Genomic DNA, 21017 nt, shown 5'->3' with positions numbered 1-21017 from the left:
CTTCTTTGAGCTGGGTCAAACTTTCCGTTTAACCAGCTCCGTACCATTGGACCACTCGATTAATAACGTCCTTTGGGAGCTTCCATGAACAAGTCCTTGCTGGGTGCCTCGCTTGTGGCCCTTGCGCTCGCCGCCCCTGCCGCCCACGCCTATCAGGCGGGGGACATGATCCTGCGCGCAGGCGCCATCACCACCGCCCCGAACGAGAGCAGCGGCGACCTCAAGTTTGACGGTAACAAGGTGTCAGGCACCAAGGCGACCCTGGACAGCGATACCCAGTTGGGCCTGACCTTTGCCTACATGCTCACCGACCACATCGGCCTGGAGCTGCTGGCAGCTACCCCGTTCAAGCACACCGTCGCCGTAAAAGGCCTGGGCGGCGGGCTGGACGGCAAGCTGGCAGACATCAAGCAACTGCCACCGACGCTGTCGCTGCAGTACTACCCAATGGAACCGAATTCGCGCTTCCAGCCGTACGCTGGCGTCGGTATCAACTACACCCTGTTCTTTGACGAAGACTTGAGCAGCGCACGCAAGCAACAAGGCTTCAGCAACCTCAAGCTGCAGGATTCGGTAGGTATCGCCGGCCAACTGGGCATGGACTACTTGCTGACCGACAACCTGCTGGTAAACGCCTCGGTCTGGTACGTCGACATCGACACCAAGGCCAGCGTCAACGGCCCGACCGCCCTTGGCTACAGCAAGACCAAGGTCAACGTCGACGTCGACCCATGGGTATACATGGTCGGCCTTGGCTACAAGTTCTGACCTGAACATTGCAGGGCGGCTTCGGCCGCCCTCGCGCGTTGCAGCCATAGCCAGTAGCACAGTGCGACGGCACTGATGCCCATGCCAAGCCCACACACGGCAACCCAGCCCCAGTGTGCATACACCCAGCTCGCCAACACCGCCCCCAAACCGCTGCCCAGCGAATAGCAACACATATAGGCGCCGATCAAACGGCTAGCCATCGCACCACGCCCCGCCAGCAACAGGCTCTGGTTGGTGACATGCACTGCCTGCACGGCAAAGTCCAGCATCAGCACACCCAGCACGAAGGCCAGCAGTGAATGCTCGACGAACGCTGTTGGCAGCCACGACAGCGTCAGCAGGGCCAACGACACCCCGGTCGTACGCTCACCCCTTCCAAGGTCGGCCAGACGACCGGCATGCGAAGCCGCCAGCGTACCCGCGACACCTGCCAGGCCAAACAGGCCGATCTCGGTATGGCTCAGCGCCAGCGGCGCAGCACTGAGCGGCATGACCATGGCACTCCACAGCACGCTGAATGCGGCGAAGATCAACACACCGAACACGCCGCGCTGGCGCAGCAACCGGTCGTGCCGATACAGGCTGAACTGGGCCATGATCAGCGCCCGGTAACCCGGCCGACTCCTCATCGGCTGCCCGCCGGGCAGACTGCGCCACAGCACCAGCGCCAACACCATCAAGAGCCCTGCGGCGACCAGGTACACACTTCGCCAACCGGCCAGGTCAGCGAGCCCGCCCGAAGCCAGCCGTGCCAGCAGAATACCCAGCACCACACCACTGGTGACGGTGCCTACCGCCTGCCCTTGCTGGCCAGGTGAGGCCAGGCTCGCGGCATGAGCCACCATCACCTGCACCATGACTGCCATCAACCCGGCGATAGCCAAAGCCAGCAGCAATATTGCCCAGTTCGGCGCCATGCCAACGCCGACCAGCGCAAGCGCCGAGAACAGCAACTGGCCAAGCAACAGACGTTTACGGTCGACCAAGTCCCCGAGGGGAACAATCAGTAGCAGCCCCAGGGCGTAACCCCCCTGGGTCGCGCCAACGACCCAGCCAATCTGCTGCTGCGCCACCCCCAACTCAGCAGCCATCGACTCAAGCAGCGGTTGAGCGAAGTACACCGTCGCCACAGCCATCGCACTGGTGGTGGCAAGCAACAGGGTTATCCAGCGTGTCAGCGAAGGTGTCATCCGGCAAAGCCTCTGGAATCTGGTTTCAATTTGAAACCACATGCTGGCTATTTAGCAAATGTGGTTTTAATCTGCAACCAGGTAATCAAGGCAGGCTTGCCCCATGCTCGATGAAAACAATGCGCAGTGCCCCGTGGCCCGGGCTCTGGAGGTGCTGGGTGACCGTTGGGCGCTGATGATCCTGCGCGATGCCTTTGACGGCCTACGGCGTTTCAGTGAATTTCAGAAGAACCTGGGGCTGGCGAAGAACATCCTCACCTCGCGGCTAAAGCTGTTGGTGGAAAGTGGGTTGCTGATGACACAGCCGGCGTCGGATGGCAGTGCCTATAAAGAATATGTGCTGACCGACAAAGGGCGGTCGGTGTTTCCAGTGGTGGTTGGTTTGAGGCAGTGGGGGGAGCGGTTTCTGTTCGAGGCGGGTGAAACGCGTTCGGAGCTGGTGGACGGCGTGACGGGGCAGGCGCTTGAAATATTGCAGGTCCGTGGCCAGGATGGGCGGGTCTTACATCCCGAAGATTGCCAGCGCAGAAGGGTGCGGCATGGGTGATGTCAGGGCTGCTGAGCAGCCCCGCGGGGCTCAGCCTTTACCGAGAAGCTTTGTCAGGCCTTCAACCATCGGCGTTACCTGCGCAAATTTGAACCGCGCCAACAACCGCTGGTTATCCGCTCGCGAATGGCGGATATCACCCGATCGCGCCGCCGCATAGCTGATCGCTGGCAAGCTCCCTACAACCTTCTCCAGCGCAGCCAGCAACTGGTTCAGTGAGGTCGCCTGGTTCAGCCCGATGTTCACCGCCCCCTCCTCAACCTGCGGCTGCTCCAGTGCCTGCACCATCACCTGCACCAGGTCGCCCACGTAAAGGAAGTCACGGGTCTGCTCGCCGTCACCGAACACTGTAATCGGCAAGCCCTGCACAGCGCGCTCGCAGAAGATGCTGATCACCCCGGAATACGGTGAGGAAGGGTCCTGCCGTGGCCCGAAGATATTGAAGAAGCGAAACACCACCGGCTCCAGACCATGCTGGCGACGGTAGAAGTCCAGGTACTGCTCACTGGCCAGCTTGTCCACGGCATAAGGGGTCAACGGCGCCTTGGGCGTGTCTTCGGAAATCGACTCCCCTTCACCATTGTTGCCGTACACCGCTGCGCTGGAGGCGAAGAGCACCCGGCGCACGCCATGCACGCGCATGGCTTCGCAAACGTTGAGGGTACCGATGAAGTTACTCTGGTGGGTACGCACCGGGTCTTCGACCGAGGCCTGAACCGACGCTACCGCCGCCAGATGCACCACAGCACGGCAGCCAGCCGCAGCCTGAGTGACCAGCCCTGCATCGGCAACATCACCTTCGATCAGTTCCAGCCGTGGGTGGTCGACCTGCAGATTGCTTCGCCGGCCCGTGGAGAAGTCGTCGAGAATGCGTACGGCGTAGCCTTTGTCCAACAACGCATCGCACAGGTGGGAGCCAATGAAGCCGGCACCGCCGGTGATCAGGATGGGGGCGTCAGCCATGGCGGTAGAACCGGTCCAGTAGAGGTGGCAAACCAGCGCGCCAGGCACGCGGCTTGATACCGAAGGTATGAAGGATTTTCTTGCAGGCCAGTACCGCGTGCTGTGGCTCTTCGCTGGCATCCGGGCGCGCGGCATGGGCCTGCGGCGTGGGGGCCTGAACGGCCAGCTGGCGGTATTGACCGGCCTCGGCGAGGATCGCCTGGCCCAGCGCCAGCGGCGTGGTCGCCTCATTGCCGGCGTAATGGTAGGTGCCCCACAGCGGCGCATTGCAATCCAGTTGCTTGAGCACCGACAGGATCACTCGGGCGGCATCATCAACCGGCGTAGGGTTGCCACGTCGATCATCGGCCAGCAGCAGTTCCTGTGGTTGCTCGGCACGGGTCAGGAAGCGGCCCAACGCGCCATCGATGCTCTCGTCCAGCATCCAGCCAAAGCGCAGCAACACATGCTGCGGGCAGGCCGCACGCACGCTCTGCTCTATGCGCCATAGGGCCTGGCCACGCAAGCCCAGCGGCACTGGCTCGTCCTTTTCGCTATAGGCCGTGGCCCGCGAACCATCGAACACACGGTAGCTGGAGGGCTGCACCAAGGTGATCTGATGGTGCTGGCACAGCTCTGCCAACCGCTCCACCGCCCGCTCCTGTTGAGCCAGGCGCTGCTCGCTGACCGACTCGGCCTGGAACCAGTCGAAGTAATAGGCCAGGTTGACCAGCGCGTCGGGGCGATGGTCATCGAGCAGCTGAGTGAGGCTTGAGGGCGCCCAGCCGTTCTCGGGCGGGCGCGGTGCCAGGAATGCGATGTCCTCCTCGGCCCCAAGACGAATCAGCGCTTGCCCGAGGGCATTGCCACCACCCAACAGCATTAGGCGCATACGCATAGAGTCAGCAGATCCGGAGAGGTTGATGAGAAAAAAGAGTCATTTTGCGGTTTCCTGCCCGGGAAGTCCAACACCGGACCCGTTCGATGCCACAGGGGGTGATTCCACCGTTTCACCGCTCAATACCGCCACAGACAGAAATCTCCTACGACATACAAGGAATGGACTGACTACCACGTCACGGCATAACTGCATTGAATAGTCGACTCCCCACTTGCCGGCCAGGGAGTTTCACCTAAAAACGACAAGGAACGTTCAATGCTTCATTCGGAAGCTGCCTACCTGGATTTCTCCCCAGAGGACAACCGGCGCCTGCTTATCCGTCAATTCGGATACTCCCCCTTCGCCGTAACGTTGGTGCTCGCTGAAGACCCGCTGCTGGTACGTGGTTGAGCACAGGAAAATACCCCATGATCGAAATCGACTTGACGTTTGTTCTGCTACTCGCACTGGTTGCACTGATGGCCGGCTTTTTTGATGCTATCGCCGGCGGCGGTGGCCTTATCACGCTCCCGGTGTTGTTTATTGCCGGTGTAGAACCCTTGGCAGCTATTGCCACTAACAAGTTCCAGGCAGCTTCGGCTACGGTTTCGGCTACGTGCGCCTTCGCCCGCAAAGGCATGATCGACTGGAGACGAGGCAGTCCCATGGCTGTCATGGCGTTTATCGGCGGGGCGCTGGGGGCCTTGTCGATAACTTACGTCCCCAAAAGCGTTCTGCAGGCGTGCGTCCCACCACTGCTGATCCTGATCGCCGCCTACTTTGCCTTCAGTCCAAAGCCGAATGAACAAGCGCGCAAGGCAAAGGTATCGACTAGCCTATTCTGCGTGACGGCTGCACCCATCATTGGCTTTTATGACGGCATCTTCGGCCCTGGAGTCGGCTCGTTCTTCATGCTGGCCTGCGTGGTCCTCTTGGGCCAGCACCTCATTCAAGCCGTATGCACCAGCAAGCTTTTGAACGCGGCCTGTAACCTGGGCGCATTGTCAGTTTTTTCTCTCAGCGGGGCGATCATCTGGCCGCTGGCGCTGGCAATGGCGCTCGCCGCCTTTCTGGGCGCACAATTGGGGGCTCGCTGCGCAGTGCGCTTCGGCTCGCGCCTCATAAAACCGCTGCTGGTCAGTGTCTGCTGCATCATGGCACTCAAACTGCTGCTCGATACCGGCAACCCGCTCGGCGAATGGCTCAACCAGTTCTTCTAGAGAGCACCATGCACATTCAAAAGGCTTCCCCGCAGCGCGTGAAGTGGCAGTTTGACGAGCCCGCCCCGGGCAAAGAGCTGTTCATCAATGAAGTCTTTGAAAACTACCAGCAACAGGCGCGATTGCTGGTACCTGATATCGAGCGCGCAGCCCCCGCATTCGTTTTGGGGGGCGCGCGTTCCGACTTTACCCGGCTCAACCCTCTGCTTTATCGCCTGCAAACCGCAGGCATTGGTTCACTCACTGGCAATCTGTCAGGTCATAGCCTCGCCAGCGAGCCAGGCGCAATGTCGCCGTCACTGGCTACAAACCTTGATGAAGCAAAGCGTTTCCACGCGCATATCGCGCCTCGATGCCGAACGCTCATTGGCCACAGCCTTGGCGCGGCAATTACGCTTAAGCTTGCAGCACAGTTCCCACAAGTGGACAGCATCGTATTGATCTGCCCTGCAGTTTATCCAGACGATGCCCACCAGGCGCCGTTCGGCCCGGCATTCACTGCCGCCATCAACAAGCCTTTCGGTTTTCTGGAGAGCGATAGCTACACCTTCCTCAACCAGTTTCGAGGAAGAGTATTGATGGTGATCGGCGAGTACGACGGGCTCAACTCCCAGCGATTCGGCAAAGGCCCCGGCACCAGCGCTGGCAACCTGTGGCTTGCTGGCACTGAACGCTATAGCCCGATTCCTGAAGAAGTTACCCTCGCCTTGATGCGAGCAGTTTCAGTGTCACGTTTGCAATGCCTGTTTCTTACCGACTGCGACCATGGCATCGCAGCTCATTTGCGCAGTACTCCGGCAATAGCGGACCAGGTTGCCGACACGGTCGCAACGTTCATCCTCGACAATGCTTGAGGCGTTGAGCATTACTCGATCTCGAACAGACCGTTGCGCAACGGCGCCACACTCAACCGCTCACGCACATCGTCATCTATACGCGGATCATCCGGCCGGTACAGTTTCACCTGCCGATACGCATTGATGCGATTGATCTCCTCGCCCAGGTATTCCCACACCACCCGGGTACAGGCCGGGTTGCGCCGGTCACCGCTGGATACGCCGGCCTTCAGGCCATTCAGCCGGGTAATGCGGCTTTTGAAGCTGGGGATGAGGATGGTCTGGCTCATTTCGTTGAACGTCAGCGACTCGTAGTCGATGAGGAACATCCGGTCCTGCAGCTGGAACGCCGCCCCCAGGTAGCGGCAGCGTACCTCGGCATGCTGATCGGTGGTGCTGGAGCGTTCCTGCCGTTCCTGACGCTCGAACAGAAAACGGCCGCGCTCTTCCCACAGGTGCACCAGCGACACGAGGGTCGTGCCCGGCACCGACATGCAGTTGGAGTACTCGAAGTAGTAACCGCAATAGCGCGAAAGGTTGCCGCCATGTTCGTGCAACGGGCGGAACAACTCGCTGATCGGGTCACTGGGCTGCTGGGCCTGGGGCGATACCCGCGCACCGATCAGACGGGCGAACTGCTCGGCGGGCAGGTTCAGTTCGTAATCCTCGACACCGAAGAAGTCGCCGATACGCTTCAGGTTGAAAGCCGTCGGACGGCTTTGCCCGCTCAGGTACTTGTTGAACTGTGCGCGGTTGATCGACAGCTGGCGGCAAACTTCGGAAATAGAGCGGTAGTGACTGCAGGCAAGTTTGAGGTTTGTAGCGAAGTGATCGCTCATATGCGGAATCCAGGTGACGCGAATGACGCCATTGTAGCATCACGTCGCATCAATTCAGAGCAATCCGCGAAATTGTAACCACTCTTGTCATAGCCAACCATGCGCCCCAACGAATAGCGGTGCGCCTGCCGTCCGCTGGTCTTTCCACACGAAGAATAAGAATCGAGGTCATTTTCCAATGCTCGAAGTAATCAACGATTTCCTTTCGGGGAAACTCCTCATCGTGCTGATCGTAGGGCTGGGTAGCTACTTCACCATCCGCTCCCGGTTCGTCCAGTTCCGCCACTTCACCCATATGTTCAGCGTGTTCAAGGAATCGCTGCGTGGCCAGGCAGGCCAGCTGAGCTCCTTCCAGGCCCTGATGCTGAGCCTGGCCGGCCGCGTGGGCGCCGGCAACATCGCCGGTGTCGGTATCGCAGTGACCCTGGGTGGCCCTGGTGCCGTGTTCTGGATGTGGGTTACCGCACTGGTGGGCATGTCCAGCAGCTTCTTCGAATGCACCCTGGCCCAGGTGTACAAGCGCGCTGATGGCGACGGCCTGTACCGTGGCGGCCCGGCCTACTACATCCAGCACGGGCTGAAGCGCAAGAGCATGGCCATCGTGTTCTCGATCTTGCTGCTGGTCACCTACGGCTTCGCCTTCATCGGCCTGCAGTCGTACACCGTCACCCACTCGCTGCAGAATGCCTTTGCCTTCGACCCAAGCCACACCGGTATTGTGCTGGCCGTACTGCTGGCCATCACCTTCATCGGCGGCATCAAGCGCATCGCGGCGGTGTCGGACCTGCTGGTACCCGTCAAGACCCTGGCCTACATCGGCGTGACCCTGTACGTGATCGGCACCCAGATCGAACACGTGCCAGCCATGCTGGAAACCATCTTCAAGAGCGCCTTCGGCCTCGACCCGGCGTTTGCCGGCCTGCTCGGCAGCGCCATCGTCATGGGCGTGAAACGTGGCGTGTTCGCCAACGAAGCAGGCCTGGGCAGCGCGCCGAACGTCGCCGCCGTGGCCGCGGTGAAACACCCGGGCGCACAGGGCGTGGTCCAGGCCTTCAGCGTGTTCCTCGACACCTTCGTGATCTGCACCTGCACCGCCTTGCTGATCTTGCTGTCGGGCTTCTACACCCCGGGCTTCGAAGGTGACGGCATCGTCCTGACCCAGAACTCGCTGGCCGCCGTAGTCGGTGACTGGGGTCGCGTGTTCGTCAGCGTGGCGCTGTCGCTGTTCGTCTTCACCTGCATCCTCTACAACTACTACCTCGGCGAGAACAGCCTGCAATTCCTCAGCCGTAACCGCGCAGTGTTGATGGTGTTCCGTGGCCTGGTGCTGGCACTGGTCGTGTGGGGTTCGATGCAAGACCTGTCGACCGTGTTCGCCTTCGCCGACATCACCATGACCTGCCTGGCCTTCGTCAACCTGGTGGCCCTGGCCCTGCTGTTCAAGGTCGGCCTGCGGGTCATGCGCGACTACGACGACCAGCGCAAGGCCGGTGTAAAGCAGCCTGTGTTCGACTCGTCCAAGTTTGCCGACCTGGACCTGGACCGCAATGCCTGGCCTGCCAATCCGCAGGTGGAAACAGCCACTGACAAAGCAGTCGGCCAAGTTCAGACGCAGCGCTGATATCCTCCCCTGCCCAGCCGCCCCTTCCGCGGGCGGCTTTTCTTTGTCCGCTCACCGCTACGGATGCTTTCCATGCGCGCAGTAAAGAATCTTCTCGTTCTCTATACCGGTGGCACCATCGGCATGCTCGAAACACCCGAAGGCCTGGCACCGGCCGGTGGTTTTGACGCGCGGATGCGTGAACACTTTGCCCAGATGGCCAATGCACCCCAGGTGCAATGGACACTGCACGAGCTGAACCCGCTGCTCGACAGCGCCAATATGCAACAGCACAACTGGCTGGCGATGCGCGATGCCATCGTCGCGGCGGTGGATGTCGCGGGCCACGATGGCGTGTTGGTGCTGCACGGTACCGATAGCATGGCCTACAGCGCTGCTGCGTTGTCGTTCCTGTTGCTGGGCCTGCCAGCACCGGTAGTGCTGACCGGCTCGATGCTGCCGGCAGGTGCCCCGGACAGCGATGCCTGGGACAACCTGTGCGGCGCATTGCGTCAGTTCGAACACGGGCTGGAAGATGGCGTGCAGCTGTACTTCCACGGTCAGCTGCTGCATGGCTGTCGGGCGTCGAAGCTACGCAGCGAAGCGTTCGATGCCTTTGCTGCGCTGCCAAGCCACCGTGACGCTGAGCGGGCCGATACGATCCCTGCCGAGCTGGGCTACAAGCAACCGCGCAAACCGGTCAACCTGGCGGTTGTGCCGGTGTTCCCGGGGCTTCAGGCCGGGCATTTGCAGGCCTTGATCGACAGTGGTGTGCAGGGTTTGCTGCTGGAGTGCTACGGCAGCGGTACCGGGCCATCGGATGACCAGGCGCTGCTGAATGTGCTGAGCACAGCGCGCCAGCGCGGCGTGATGCTGGCGGCTATCAGCCAGTGCCCGGAAGGCTCGGTGGTGTTCGACACCTATGCAGCGGGCAACCGCTTGCGCGGGGCCGGGCTGGTCAGTGGCGGTGGCATGACCCGTGAAGCAGCGCTGGGCAAGATGGTGGCGCTACTGGGCGCAGGGTTGGATGCTGACGCAGCAGACCGCTGGTTTGTCCTGGATCTGTGTGGCGAACGGGCTTGATCAGCGCCTTTTAGGGCCTCTTCGCGGATAAACCCGCGCCTACGACGATTGCGTTTCCTGTGTAGGAGCGGGTTCACCCGCGAAGAGGCCCTGAAGGGTGAAAAAATGGCGGAAGGCAGCGGGAGTCGAACCTGCCCGGGAACGGCTGCCGTCCCCAACCGGGTTTGAAGCCCGGCCGCGCCACCGGGCGCGATTGCCTTCCTTGAACTCAGTGCCTGGCCTGTTGTTGGGCCAGGGCGCTGTCGGCGCGGATGTGACGCTGGTCGGCCACCCTCCGGGTCAGGCCGATGCGGTCGAAGTATTCCAGAATCTGCACACTGCGCTTGCGACCGATGCCCAACATATCGCGAAACTCGGCAACCTGCACTATCTGCGTTTCGCTGGCCTGCCCCAGCATCAACGCTGCCATGCGCTGCAGCGTCGCCTCTGGATAGAACAGGTCGCGCACCACCTGATGCACCAGACCCAGCCGGGCCAACTTGCGCAGTAACAGGCGCACATCGGCTTCGGCACGGTTCTCCTCACCCGCCAGCGTCCTGACCCAAGGTGGGTCGTATTGCCCTGCGATCAACTTCGGCTGCAGACGTGCCCACAATGCACTGTCGGCTTCGCTCAACTGCACCTTGTGGTCGGGCAGATGCAGCCATGGCCCGCTGCTGGCGATGGCGCTGTCGTCGAGCAGTTCATCCAGCAGGCTGACGAAAGCCGGCCGTTCCAGGGGCAAGGCTACAAAGCGCCGCAGGCGATCGCGGTCCGGGCCGAGCTGGTCGGGCTCTTGCTCGTGAAAGCGCGCCAGCTGTTCCAGAACCTGCTGCTTGAGCGCCTGCCATTGGGCGTTGGCGAACAGCAGTTGGCCCTGCCGGGTGGCCACCACCCGCACATCATCCGGTAACTGCCAGGTTTCCCGCAGGCGGTTGAACTGCCGCTCGAGTCGCTGCGGGCTAATGCCGCCCGGTGCACTGGCGAGCAGTGCTGGCAGTGCCTGCTCCAGATCCGCTGCATCGCGCAGCACCTGCAACTGCTGCAGACGGGCATCGCTGCGGCGTTGGCGGCTTGGTGCGAACGGGTCGAGCACCTTGCCGCCGCCCAGTGTGCGTTGGGCGCGCTGATCGCGCAGCACCAGGCGGTCGCCGTGCACGGCCTGCAACGGCGCGTTGAGCAACAACTGGGCAAACATGCGTTGACCGGCAGTCAGGCTTTCGCCTTCGAGCAAGGCGACCCGGGCCGTTACATCCTGGGTGCCGAGGTGCACATGCACAGCACTGAAATGTTCGAAAGCACGCTTCTCGCCAGGTAACAGGTTTAGCTCGATATCCACCCGAACACTGGGCGCATGCAACCATTCGGGCACCAGCCAGTCGCCCCGGTGCACCTGCTCCACGGCCAGGCGCTCGGCAGCGATGTTCAGCGCCACCCGTTGGCCTGCTTCTGCCACCAACGCGGCCTGGTTCTGTGCATGCAGGCCACGCACGCGTACCACCTTGCCGGCCTTGCCCAGCAACAACGTATCACCCGCACTGACCCGCCCGGCCAGTGCCGTGCCGGTGACCACCACACCGGCGCCGGTAACCGCAAAGGCACGGTCGACGGCCAGGCGAAAACCACCGACGACACTACGCTGCCGTGTACCTGCTTCGGCCTCCAGCAGGGCCTGACGCAACGCGTCCACGCCCTCCCCGCTGATGCTCGACAGCGGAAACTGCCGCGCACCGGCATATGGCCCAGGCGCCAGCAATTCACTGACTTGCATCTGCACCTCGGCCAGACGCGACGGCTCGACCCGGTCGCATTTGCTGATCGCCACCAAGGCCTGGGGAATGCCCAGCAGCTCGATGATCGCCAGGTGCTCACGGGTCTGCGGCATGACCCCGTCGTCGGCCGCCACTACCAACAGCACCAGGTCGATGCCATGGGCGCCGGCCAGCATGTTGTGGATAAAACGCTCGTGGCCCGGCACATCGATGAAGCCGGTCAGCGGCGCGCCTTCGCTCAGCGCCGCATAGCGGTAGCCAAGGTCGATGGTCATGCCGCGGGCGCGCTCTTCTTGCCGCTGATCGCCGGCCTGGCCGGTCAGCGCCAGCAGCAGTGCGGTCTTGCCGTGGTCGATGTGGCCAGCGGTACCAACGATCACTGCACCGGCCCCAGCTGCAGGGCTGGCAACTGGGCCAGCCACTGGGCTTCGTCATCCAGCTGGCGCAGGTCCAGCCACAGGGCATCGTCATCAATGCGGCCCAGCACCGGCACCGGTAGGTCACGCAGGGCTCGCTCCAGCACATGCAGGCTGCGCCCGCGCAACTTCTTCGACACTTGCGGGCGCAGGCACAGCGCGGCACTGGGCAAGCGTGCAACCGGCTGGCTGCCACTGCCGATCATGCCCAACGCGGGCTCTACACGGATGGCCCATTGCTCGCCGAGGCGCGCCTGGAGCTCAGGCGCCAGGCGCTCGGCCTGGGCCTGAATCTCGGCCTGGCTGCGAGTCAGCAAGCGCAGGCTGGGCAGGCGCTCGGCCAGGCGATCGGGGTTACGGTACAGCGCCAGCACCGCTTCGAGTGCAGCGAGGGTGATCTTGTCGACGCGCAACGCACGCTTGAGCGGATTTTTCTTGATCCTGGTGATCAAGTCCTTGTGGCCGACGATGATCCCGGCTTGCGGCCCCCCCAGCAGTTTGTCGCCACTGAAGGTGACGATATCGGCACCATCGGCCAGGGCCTGGCGTACCGTGGGTTCGGCGGGCAGGCCCCAGCGGGTAAGGTCGAGCAGGCTGCCGCTGCCCAGGTCTTCAAGCAGTGGCAGTTGATGTTGGTGGGCGATACGTGCCAGCTCGACAGTAGGCACCTGGGTGGTGAAGCCCTGGATGCTGTAATTGCTGCAATGCACCCGCATCAGCAGGCCAGTGCGCGGGCCGATGGCCGCCTCGTAGTCGCGGGCGTGAGTACGGTTGGTGGTGCCAACCTCGTGCAGCTTGACGCCGGCACGGGCCATGATGTCGGGAATGCGGAAAGCACCACCGATCTCGATCAGTTCACCGCGAGAGATGATGCCCTCCTTGCGCGCGCCCAGGCTGTTGAGCGCTAGCAGCACGGCGGCGGCATTGTTGTTGACCACAGTGACGGCTTCGGCGCCGGTCAGCTCGCGAATCAGGCCTTCGATCAGGTCATCACGGTCGCCACGTTTGCCGGTGGCCAGGTCAAATTCCAGGTTGAGCGGGTAACGAGCCGCGGTCTGCATGGCCTCGATGGCTTCTTCCGGTAGCAAGGCGCGGCCCAGGTTGGTGTGCAGCACGGTCCCGGTGAGATTGAACACGCGGCGAACCTGGCTGCGTTGCTGGAGGGCGAGGCGTTCGCCGCTGCGGCCAAGGAGGATTTCCGGAGCCAGTTCGGCGCTGCCGAGTTCGCCATGACGGGCGGGCTCGCGCAGGTCGTCGAGCAACTGGCGCAGGGTATTCAGCACGGCGTCACGGCCGTGGCGATCGATCAGAGGGAGGCAAGCCGGGTGGCGAAGGAGGGTATCGATGGACGGCAGGCGTGGGGTGTCGCTGGCAAGGCTGTTGGACATGCGGTACTACCTTGGACTGATCCGTTGTCTGTGCTGGCCCATTCGCGGGTGAACCCGCTCCTACAAGTACAGCGGGTTGGCGCAATTACCTGTAGGCAGGGGTTTGACCGCGAAGAAGGCAAGTCGATCTTTCAGTGTAGACACTCACCCGCCACCGGGCGCGAGCATCAGGTTGGGCGCCAGGCGATGGAAGCCCTCCCCGTCCAGGCGTATATCCAGGGCCAGGCTGGCCAGGTCATCGGCCAGCGGCTCGGCCGCCGCATCGTTCTCCAGGTAGTTCTGCTTCAGGTAGCTGTCGCACCCTGGGCAGCATTCCGCGCGCAGCGGCGCTTTGCCTGGCGCATGGCGATCATCCTCAAGGCTGGTGTAACGCAAGTCCTTGCTCGACTCGCAGTACACGCACTTGACCCGCACCACATGCCACTCACAGGCACACAACGAACAGGCCAGGTAACGCAAGCCGTTGTGCTTTCCACGGTTGCGCACCACCCCGGCCATCGCCGGCGAACCACAAGCCGGGCATTGGGCCAGGCTGCCGGCAGGCTTGAGCTGGTGTGCGGGCAGCGCCAGCAACCAGCTGGACCAGGCCGCCTGCAACGCGGCACCGAGAAACGGCACCAGTGCTGCAGGCACACCATCGTACTGGCCTGCCAGCAAAGCAATGCCCCAGCCCTTGCGCTGATTGTCATCACTGCGTCGTAGCACCTGCAGCGCCTCACCCATCGGGCCACGGGTTTCGCCGCTGAGGTGCTCTAGCAGTGCCTGCAACCAGACCAGCCATGGCCCTTCACGCACCAGGCTGTCAGCCGCCAGCGGCGGCAAACCATGATCCATGCACAGGCGCTGACGCGCCTCGGCCACGGGCAAGCCGCTGGGCGGGTTATCCACAAGCTGCTGCTGGATGCGGCATAAACGGGCAATCAGCCTCAGGTAATCGCCAAGCGCGTTGCCCTCAGCCAGTTGCTCCAGGCGCGCGGCGCGCAGTTCAAACAGGTTGGCGACAGGCAGGTGCAGAAATGGCGGCGTGACTGCCGACGCTTCGATCTGCCCGGGTTCGAGTAGGGTGCTCAAGCGCTTATCCTTCTTTTCGTCCGTGATCACCCGGCGTCTTGTCGCCGGTCACTTCGCGGTACCACAACTCATGATGCTTGCGGGCCCAGGCGCGGCTGACCCAGCCATGCAGCATGGCGCCGATCGAGCCCTTGATCCAGATGCCGGCGTAGATGTGCACGATGATGCTGAGAATCAGCACGAAGGCCGCCAGCGCATGCAGCAGCGCAGACAAGCGAATGGCATCGATGCCAAACCAATGGCTGAAGTATGCGCGCCAGATCACCACACCACTGACCAGCAGCACCAGCATGCACACCAGCAGGGTCCAGAACAGCAGCTTCTGCCCGGCATTGTACTTGCCGATCGGCGGTACGCCCTCCTCCTCGTTGCGCATTACCCGGTCCACCCGGCGCAGCCACAGGCGGTCATTGGCGGTGATGAAGTTGGCCCGCCAGAAGCGCAATACCAGGCCGAGGAAAAACACGAACATCGCCACCCCGATGAAGGGATGCAGAATGCGCGTCCACGGCCCGCCGCCGAACAGGTTGCTGAGCCAGAATAGCGCCGGATGGAACAGCGCAAGCCCCGACAGCCCAGCCAGGATGAACAGGATCGCCACCACCCAGTGGTTGCTACGCTCGTTGGCGTTGTAGCGCAGGATGGGTTTGTTGTCGTTCATGGCCGCTGCTCCCCTTGCCCACCGGGCTGCTTCGGATCATAGACATGGACCGACGGGTCCACTTGATGCACGCTTTCGTCCGGCGGTGTCGGGTGTTCATCCTCCTCGACACGCTGTGGGCCGATCCGCACATAGTGGAAGAACCCCGCCAGCACCGCCGCGCCCATGGCCAACAGCGCCAGCGGCTTGGTGAAGCCCTTCCACAACCCCACCAACGGGCTGATCACCGGCTGGTCCGGCAGGCCGGCATACAGCTTCGGCGTGTCGGCATGGTGCAGCACGTACATCACGTGGGTACCACCGACGCCATCCGGGTCGTACAACCCGGCCTTGTCGTAGCCCCGCGACTTCAGATCGACGATGCGCTCGGCCGCATGCACTTTCATCTCGTCCTTGCTGCCGAACACGATCGCTCCGGTCGGGCAGGTTTTCACACACGCCGGCTCCAGCCCCACGCTGACGCGATCGGAACACAGGGTGCACTTGTACGCCTTGTGGTCTTTCTGCGAGATACGCGGGATGTTGAACGGGCAGCCGGTGATGCAGTAGCCGCAGCCGATGCAGTGGTCCTGGTTGAAGTCGACGATACCGTTGGCGTGCTTGATGATCGCGCCCGGGCTCGGGCATGCCTTCAGGCAACCTGGGTCGGCACAGTGCATGCAGCCGTCCTTGCGGATCAGCCACTCCAGGTTGCCGTCGTCGCGCTCATGCTCGGTAAAGCGCATCAGTGTCCAGGTCTCGGCAGTGAGGTCCTGGGGGTTGTCGTAGGTGCCGTGGTTGTGGCCAACCTCGTCACGCAGTTCATTCCACTCCGAGCACGCCACCTGGCAGGCCTTGCAGCCGATGCACTTGGTAGTGTCGATCAGCTTGGCGACCTGCTCCTGCTGACGCACCGAGGGCGGCACGGTAGTGGTGGCCGAGCGGGCGATGATGTCTTGGCTGGCCATCAGAGTTTCTCCACTTTCACGAGGAACGACTTGGACTCTGGCGTCTGGGTATTGCCGTCACCGAGGAACGGCACCAAGGTATTGGTCAGGTAGCCATGCCGGGTAGCGCCGGTGAAGCCCCAGTGCAGCGGAATGCCGATTTGGTGCACGGTCTGATTATTGACCTGCAGCGGGCGAATCCGCTTGGTCACCACCGCCACCGCATCGATATGCCCACGCTTGCTCGACACCCGTACCCGGTCGCCGGCCTTGATGCCTTTCTCGTTGGCCAGCACCTCGCCTATCTCGACGAACTGCTCGGGCTGGGCAATGGCGTTGAGCCGGCAATGCTTGCTCCAGAAGTGGAAATGCTCGGTTAGCCGGTAGGTGGTCGCCGCATAAGGGAACTCATCGTGCGTGCCGAGGGTGTCCCACACAGAATCGAAGATGCGCCCGGCCGGGTTGCTGGTGGCCTTCTTGTTCTGCGGGTGCAGCGGGTTGATGCCGATCGGTGTTTCGAAGGGCTCATAGTGCTCGGGGAACGGGCCTTCGGCCATTTTGTCGATGGCGAAGAAACGCGCCACGCCTTCGGGGTTCATGATGAAGGGGTTCATCCCCGCCTCGGGCGGCGAGTCGACCTTGAAGTCCGGCACGTCGGTGCCGGTCCAGGCCTTGCCGTTCCACCATACCAGGCGCTTTTTCTCCGGGTCCCACGGCTTGCCTTGCGGGTCGCTGGAGGCACGGTTGTAAAGGATGCGGCGGTTGGCCGGCCAGGCCCAGGCCCAGTTCTGCACCTGGTGCATGCCATACGGGTCGCTGTTGTCGCGGCGAGCCATCTGGTTGCCCTGTTCGGTCCAGCTACCGGCAAAGATCCAGCAGCCAGACGCGGTGCTACCGTCGTCCTTGAGCTGACCGAAGCCCGCCAGTTGCTGGCCCGCCTTGATCACCGCGCCAGTCGGGTCGGTGACATCGGCCACCGCCCAGCCGTTCATCTCCTTGGCCAGCTCCTCCGGGGAGGGCTCTTCAGGGATCTTGTACGGCCAGCTGATATTCATTATCGCGTCAGGGTAGGCGCCCCCTTCGGCCTGGTAACGTTGGCGCAGGCGCAGGAACAGCTCGCTCATGATCTGCACGTCGGTGCGCGTCTCGCCCGGGCCGTCTGCGCCCTTCCAGTGCCATTGCAGCCAGCGGCTGCTGTTGACCAGCGAGCCGTCTTCCTCGGCGAAGCAGGTAGTGGGCAAGCGGATCACTTCGGTCTGGATAGAGGCCGTGTCGACATCGTTGAACGGCCCGACGTTACGCCAGAATTCCGAGGTCTCGGTGGCCAAGGGGTCCATGATCACCAGCCACTTGAGCTTGCCCAGTGCCGCAGTGACGCGGTTTTTGTCCGGCAGCGCGGCGATCGGGTTGAAGCCCTGGCACATATAACCGTTGACTTTGCCCTGGCCCATCATCTCGAACATGCGCAGCACGTCGTAGGCCGGTACATCGAGTTTGGGCAGCCAGTCATAACCCCAGTTGTTTTCCGCCGTGGCATTGGCGCCGTACCAGGCCTTCATCAGGCTGACGTGGAACTTGCCGTAGTTCTGCCAGTACGACAACTGCCCAGGCCGCAGCGGCTTGGAAGCGCGCTTGTCGATGTAGGCGGCGTAGTCCTGCTCGGCGTCACCGGCCAGGGTCAGGTAGCCCGGCAGCGAATTGGACAGCAGGCCGAGGTCGGTCAGGCCCTGGATGTTGGAGTGCCCGCGCAGGGCATTGACCCCGCCACCGGGCATGCCGACGTTGCCGAGCAGCAGCTGGACCATGGCCGCACTGCGGATAATCTGCGCACCGATCGAATGCTGCGTCCAACCTAGCGCATAAAGGATCGTCATGGTCTTGCCCGGAACCGAGCAGGAGGCGATCTCTTCCCAGACCTTCATCATGGCGTCCTGTGGCATGCCACAGGTCATGCTCGCCAGTTCCGGGGTATAGCGGCTGTAATGCTGCTTCATCAGCTGGAACACGCAGCGAGGATGCTGCAGTGTCGGGTCGACCTTGGCATAGCCGTCCTCACCCAGCTCGTAACCCCAGCCGGACTTGTCGGCGTACACACGCTTGGCCTCGTCGTAGCCGCTGAACAGGCCATCCTCGAAGCCATAGTTCTCTTTGACGATGAACGACACGTCAGTGTAGTTGCGCACGTACTCGTGCTGGATCTTGTCGTTGCTGAGCAGGTAGTTGATCAGCCCGCCCATGAAGGCGATATCGGTGCCGGTCCGGATCGGCGCGTAGTAGTCCGCCACCGAAGCGGTACGGGTAAACCGCGGGTCGACCACAATAAGCCGCGCCTTGTTGTGCGCTTTGGCCTCGGTCACCCACTTGAAGCCGCACGGATGCGCTTCTGCTGCGTTGCCACCCATCACCAGGACCAGATTCGCGTTGGCGATATCGGACCAGTGGTTGGTCATGGCGCCACGGCCGTACGTCGGGGCAAGACTTGCCACCGTCGGGCCATGTCAGACACGTGCCTGGTTATCGAACCCCAGCATGCCTGTTGCGCGGATGACCTTGTGGGTCAGGTAGCCAGCCTCGCTGGAAGCAGCGGAAGCGGCAAGAAAACCGGTGGTGAGCCAGCGGTTGACCGTTTGGCCTTGGGCATTCTTCTCGATGAAGTTGGCATCGCGGTCCTGCTTCATCAGGTCGGCGACGCGGTCCAGCGCCTCGTCCCAGCTGACCCGCACCCACTCTTTGCTGCCCGGCTTGCGAACCTCGGGGTACTGCAGGCGGCTCGGGCTGTGGATAAAGTCCAGCAAGCCGGCGCCTTTCGGGCAAAGTGTGCCGCGGTTGACCGGGTGGTCGGCGTCCCCTTCGATATGGATGATATTCTGTTTGACGTTTTTCCCCGCATCGCCCTGGCTGTACAGGATCAGGCCGCAGCCGACCGAACAGTAGGGGCAGGTGTTACGGGTTTCTTTGGTATGCGCCAGCTTGAAGTGACGCACCTGCTCGGCGAATGCCGGCGTTGGGGCCATGCCCAACGCCGCAAGGCTCGAGCCTCCAAGGCCGACGGCGGCGACCTTGAAGAACTGCCGACGGTTCAGGTCCATCGTGCACTCCTGATCAGGTGGTGGACGCGCGGAACATTGCCGGCGCCTCTTGGTAGTCACGGTGGCGGCCAATTGATGGCCGCCAAAGGATAAGACTAGTCAAGAATCCAGAAGGTGCGATGACCTGGGTCAGTGGTGCGGCCTCGATCAGGCACGTGGCAAGTTGCGCACCACATTCAGCGCCGCACTGCTCTGCGCCACAGGCATGATCTCGATGGTATTGATATTCACGTGCGCCGGCTGCTCGGCAACCCAGGCTACCGTTGCTGCGATGTCCTCCGGCAGGAGGGCCTCTACATCCCGATACAAGGCCTGCACGGCGTCCAGGTCGCCATTGAGGCGCACCACCGAGAAGTCAGTGCCAGAGCACAACCCCGGCTCGATGTTGCTCACCCGCACGCGGGTGCCAGCCAGGTCGGCACGCAGGTTGAGGCTGAACTGGCGGACGAACGCCTTGCTGGCGCCATACACGTTACCGCCCGGGTAGGGGTAAGTGCCGGCAATCGAGCCGATGTTGATGATCATGCCGCTATCGGCTTCCACCATTTGCGGCAGGATCTTGTGGGTGACCATGGCCAAGCCGGTGATGTTGGTGTCGATCATCTGCTGCCAGTTTGCGGCACTGCTGGTTTGGGCTCGATCCACGCCCAGCGCCAGCCCCGCGTTGTTGACCAGCAGATCGATCTGCAGCGACGCCTCACGCAGCTGCTCGACCGCCTTCTCGAGCGATTCGGGGTCAGTGACATCCAGCGCCAGCGGAATGAAATTTACGCCCAGTTCGTCCTCAAGTGCTTTCAGTTTGTCCATGCGCCTGGCGCCACCGACCACACGGTAGCCTTTGCCGATCAGGGTGCAGCAGATGGCGCGGCCAAAGCCTGAGGAAGCACCGGTTACAAATGCGGTTTTCATTCGTTATCTCCTATCAATGGGTCAGGTCAGGTACTTCACGCCCAGGCTGGTGAACAGGCAGAGCATCGAGAACACCAACGCCTTGCGCACCACATCGTTGCCTTTACGCAAGGCCAGGGAACTGCCCAGGTGGTTACCGAGGATGTTGCAGGCCACAAGTGGCAATGCCAGCAGGTAGACGACCTTGCCTGCGCTGACGAACGCCACCAAAGCACCGATGTTGGAAGCGAAGTTGAAGGTTTTGGAGTTGGCTGAACTGGAGACCAGGTCCATGCGCAGCAGGTAATGGAAAGCGATGATGAACATGCTGCCGGTACCGGGGCCGAAAAAGCCGTCATAGAAGCCGATGACCAGGCAAGTCAACGGCACTACGGTGTACAGCATTCGCGAAGACAGCTCGCGCTCCTCGACCGGACGATCCTTGGGGGTAAGGAAAATGAGAATGCCGAGCGGGATCAGTGCCAGGATGATCTTGCCCACCGTTTCCTGCGAGATCGATACGATCAGGTGTGCCCCCAGGTAGGCGCCTAATAGCGAAAACGGCACCCCGACCAACGCTACCTGCCAGACCATCTTGCTGTTGGCCAGGAAGTTGCGGATAGCCGCCAGCGTGCCGAGGGTACTGACCAGTTTTTCCTGGCCCAGTGCCACTTGGGGCGGCAGGCCAACCAGCAGAAAACCCGGCACCAGAAACAAACCACCACCACCGGCAATGCTGTCGACGAAGCCCGCAACGAAGGCGATCGCGCCAAGTATGAGGACTGCCAGCAACCAGTGCTCCGCCCAGTAAGAACCCAACATTTCCATAGCGATGTCCATCCAGTGGAGCGTTATGCCAGGCGCAGCCCGAGTGTGGCCGGTCTGATCGGTGCGATGATTGTAATTTCAAAAATTGAAT

19 protein-coding genes and 1 tRNA gene are annotated in these 21017 nt (G+C 62.2%); 7 read left to right on the top strand and 13 right to left on the bottom strand.

Annotated features, from left to right (window positions below):
* Positions 1-84 precede the first annotated feature (84 nt).
* A complete protein-coding gene (locus tag ACTJJN_RS17595; RefSeq protein WP_003255412.1) occupies positions 85-768 on the top strand; it encodes an OmpW/AlkL family protein in 684 nt (227 codons plus the stop codon).
* Here the strand turns inward: ACTJJN_RS17595 and ACTJJN_RS17590 are convergent.
* A complete protein-coding gene (locus ACTJJN_RS17590; RefSeq protein ID WP_011953339.1) occupies positions 756-1961 on the bottom strand; it encodes an MFS transporter in 1206 nt (401 codons plus the stop codon). The genes ACTJJN_RS17595 and ACTJJN_RS17590 overlap by 13 nt on opposite strands.
* A gap of 103 nt (positions 1962-2064) precedes the next feature.
* Between ACTJJN_RS17590 and ACTJJN_RS17585 the strand changes: the two genes are divergently transcribed.
* Positions 2065-2508 (top strand): winged helix-turn-helix transcriptional regulator, encoded by a 444-nt coding sequence (locus tag ACTJJN_RS17585; RefSeq protein ID WP_011953338.1) that lies wholly within the window; start codon positions 2065-2067, stop codon positions 2506-2508.
* Between the two features lie 30 nt (positions 2509-2538).
* Here ACTJJN_RS17585 and ACTJJN_RS17580 read toward each other — a convergent pair whose 3' ends face one another.
* The gene (locus ACTJJN_RS17580) at positions 2539-3471 is read right to left on the bottom strand and encodes an NAD-dependent epimerase/dehydratase family protein (RefSeq protein WP_003255418.1); all 933 of its coding nucleotides are present in this window, start codon (positions 3469-3471) and stop codon (positions 2539-2541) included.
* Complete coding sequence (locus ACTJJN_RS17575) at positions 3464-4348, bottom strand: sugar nucleotide-binding protein (protein WP_221100845.1); 885 nt, start codon at positions 4346-4348, stop codon at positions 3464-3466. Before ACTJJN_RS17575 ends, ACTJJN_RS17580 begins: the two co-directional genes overlap by 8 nt.
* Positions 4349-4606: 258 nt before the next feature.
* Between ACTJJN_RS17575 and ACTJJN_RS17570 the strand changes: the two genes are divergently transcribed.
* Genes ACTJJN_RS17570 through ACTJJN_RS17560 form a run of 3 tightly spaced genes read left to right on the top strand, consistent with a single transcriptional unit; the run spans position 4607 to position 6404 of the window.
* Complete coding sequence (locus ACTJJN_RS17570) at positions 4607-4741, top strand: hypothetical protein (RefSeq protein ID WP_440781480.1); 135 nt, start codon at positions 4607-4609, stop codon at positions 4739-4741.
* A gap of 17 nt (positions 4742-4758) precedes the next feature.
* The gene (locus tag ACTJJN_RS17565) at positions 4759-5550 is read left to right on the top strand and encodes a TSUP family transporter (protein WP_014755162.1); all 792 of its coding nucleotides are present in this window, start codon (positions 4759-4761) and stop codon (positions 5548-5550) included.
* Between the two features lie 8 nt (positions 5551-5558).
* Entirely contained in the window at positions 5559-6404 is an 846-nt protein-coding gene (locus ACTJJN_RS17560; protein WP_440781464.1) for an alpha/beta hydrolase, read from the top strand.
* Between the two features lie 11 nt (positions 6405-6415).
* Here ACTJJN_RS17560 and ACTJJN_RS17555 read toward each other — a convergent pair whose 3' ends face one another.
* Positions 6416-7225, bottom strand: coding sequence for a helix-turn-helix domain-containing protein (locus ACTJJN_RS17555; RefSeq protein WP_011953334.1), 810 nt, complete (start codon positions 7223-7225; stop codon positions 6416-6418).
* A gap of 178 nt (positions 7226-7403) precedes the next feature.
* On the opposite strand from ACTJJN_RS17555, the gene ACTJJN_RS17550 reads away from it, so the two are divergent.
* Positions 7404-8846, top strand: coding sequence for an alanine/glycine:cation symporter family protein (locus ACTJJN_RS17550; protein WP_221100848.1), 1443 nt, complete (start codon positions 7404-7406; stop codon positions 8844-8846).
* Between the two features lie 63 nt (positions 8847-8909).
* Positions 8910-9908 (top strand): asparaginase, encoded by a 999-nt coding sequence (locus ACTJJN_RS17545; RefSeq protein ID WP_440781463.1) that lies wholly within the window; start codon positions 8910-8912, stop codon positions 9906-9908.
* Between the two features lie 106 nt (positions 9909-10014).
* On the opposite strand, the gene ACTJJN_RS17540 is transcribed toward ACTJJN_RS17545, so the two are convergent.
* The 9 genes from ACTJJN_RS17540 to ACTJJN_RS17500 all read right to left on the bottom strand — a co-directional run bounded on the left by ACTJJN_RS17540 (position 10015) and on the right by ACTJJN_RS17500 (position 20926).
* Positions 10015-10110, bottom strand: a tRNA-Sec gene (locus ACTJJN_RS17540).
* Positions 10111-10116: 6 nt separating this feature from the next.
* Entirely contained in the window at positions 10117-12039 is a 1923-nt protein-coding gene (gene selB, locus ACTJJN_RS17535; protein WP_014755158.1) for a selenocysteine-specific translation elongation factor, read from the bottom strand.
* The gene (gene selA, locus ACTJJN_RS17530) at positions 12036-13463 is read right to left on the bottom strand and encodes an L-seryl-tRNA(Sec) selenium transferase (protein WP_014755157.1); all 1428 of its coding nucleotides are present in this window, start codon (positions 13461-13463) and stop codon (positions 12036-12038) included. The genes selB and selA overlap by 4 nt, the downstream gene beginning before the upstream one ends.
* Positions 13464-13607: 144 nt before the next feature.
* Positions 13608-14534 carry a formate dehydrogenase accessory protein FdhE gene (fdhE, locus tag ACTJJN_RS17525; protein ID WP_440781462.1) on the bottom strand — a complete coding sequence of 309 codons (927 nt, stop codon included), beginning with the start codon at positions 14532-14534 and terminating at the stop codon, positions 13608-13610.
* Positions 14535-14538: 4 nt separating this feature from the next.
* Positions 14539-15195, bottom strand: a complete 657-nt coding sequence (locus tag ACTJJN_RS17520; RefSeq protein WP_011953329.1) for a formate dehydrogenase subunit gamma — start codon at positions 15193-15195, stop codon at positions 14539-14541.
* Entirely contained in the window at positions 15192-16142 is a 951-nt protein-coding gene (gene fdxH / locus ACTJJN_RS17515) for a formate dehydrogenase subunit beta (RefSeq protein ID WP_011953328.1), read from the bottom strand. The genes ACTJJN_RS17520 and fdxH overlap by 4 nt, the downstream gene beginning before the upstream one ends.
* On the bottom strand, positions 16142-19210 hold the full coding sequence (fdnG, locus tag ACTJJN_RS17510) for a formate dehydrogenase-N subunit alpha (RefSeq protein WP_143494999.1): 3069 nt from the start codon (positions 19208-19210) through the stop codon (positions 16142-16144). The genes fdxH and fdnG overlap by 1 nt, the downstream gene beginning before the upstream one ends.
* Positions 19211-19357: 147 nt before the next feature.
* The gene (locus tag ACTJJN_RS17505; protein ID WP_004576896.1) at positions 19358-20119 is read right to left on the bottom strand and encodes an SDR family NAD(P)-dependent oxidoreductase; all 762 of its coding nucleotides are present in this window, start codon (positions 20117-20119) and stop codon (positions 19358-19360) included.
* A gap of 21 nt (positions 20120-20140) precedes the next feature.
* On the bottom strand, positions 20141-20926 hold the full coding sequence (locus ACTJJN_RS17500; protein WP_017148059.1) for a sulfite exporter TauE/SafE family protein: 786 nt from the start codon (positions 20924-20926) through the stop codon (positions 20141-20143).
* Positions 20927-21017: the final 91 nt, after the last annotated feature.

Origin of the sequence: Pseudomonas sp. 22515 (assembly GCF_052044625.1) — a bacterium.
Classification (GTDB): domain Bacteria; phylum Pseudomonadota; class Gammaproteobacteria; order Pseudomonadales; family Pseudomonadaceae; genus Aquipseudomonas; species Aquipseudomonas alloputida.
This window is presented reverse-complemented; position numbering and strand designations above follow the sequence as displayed.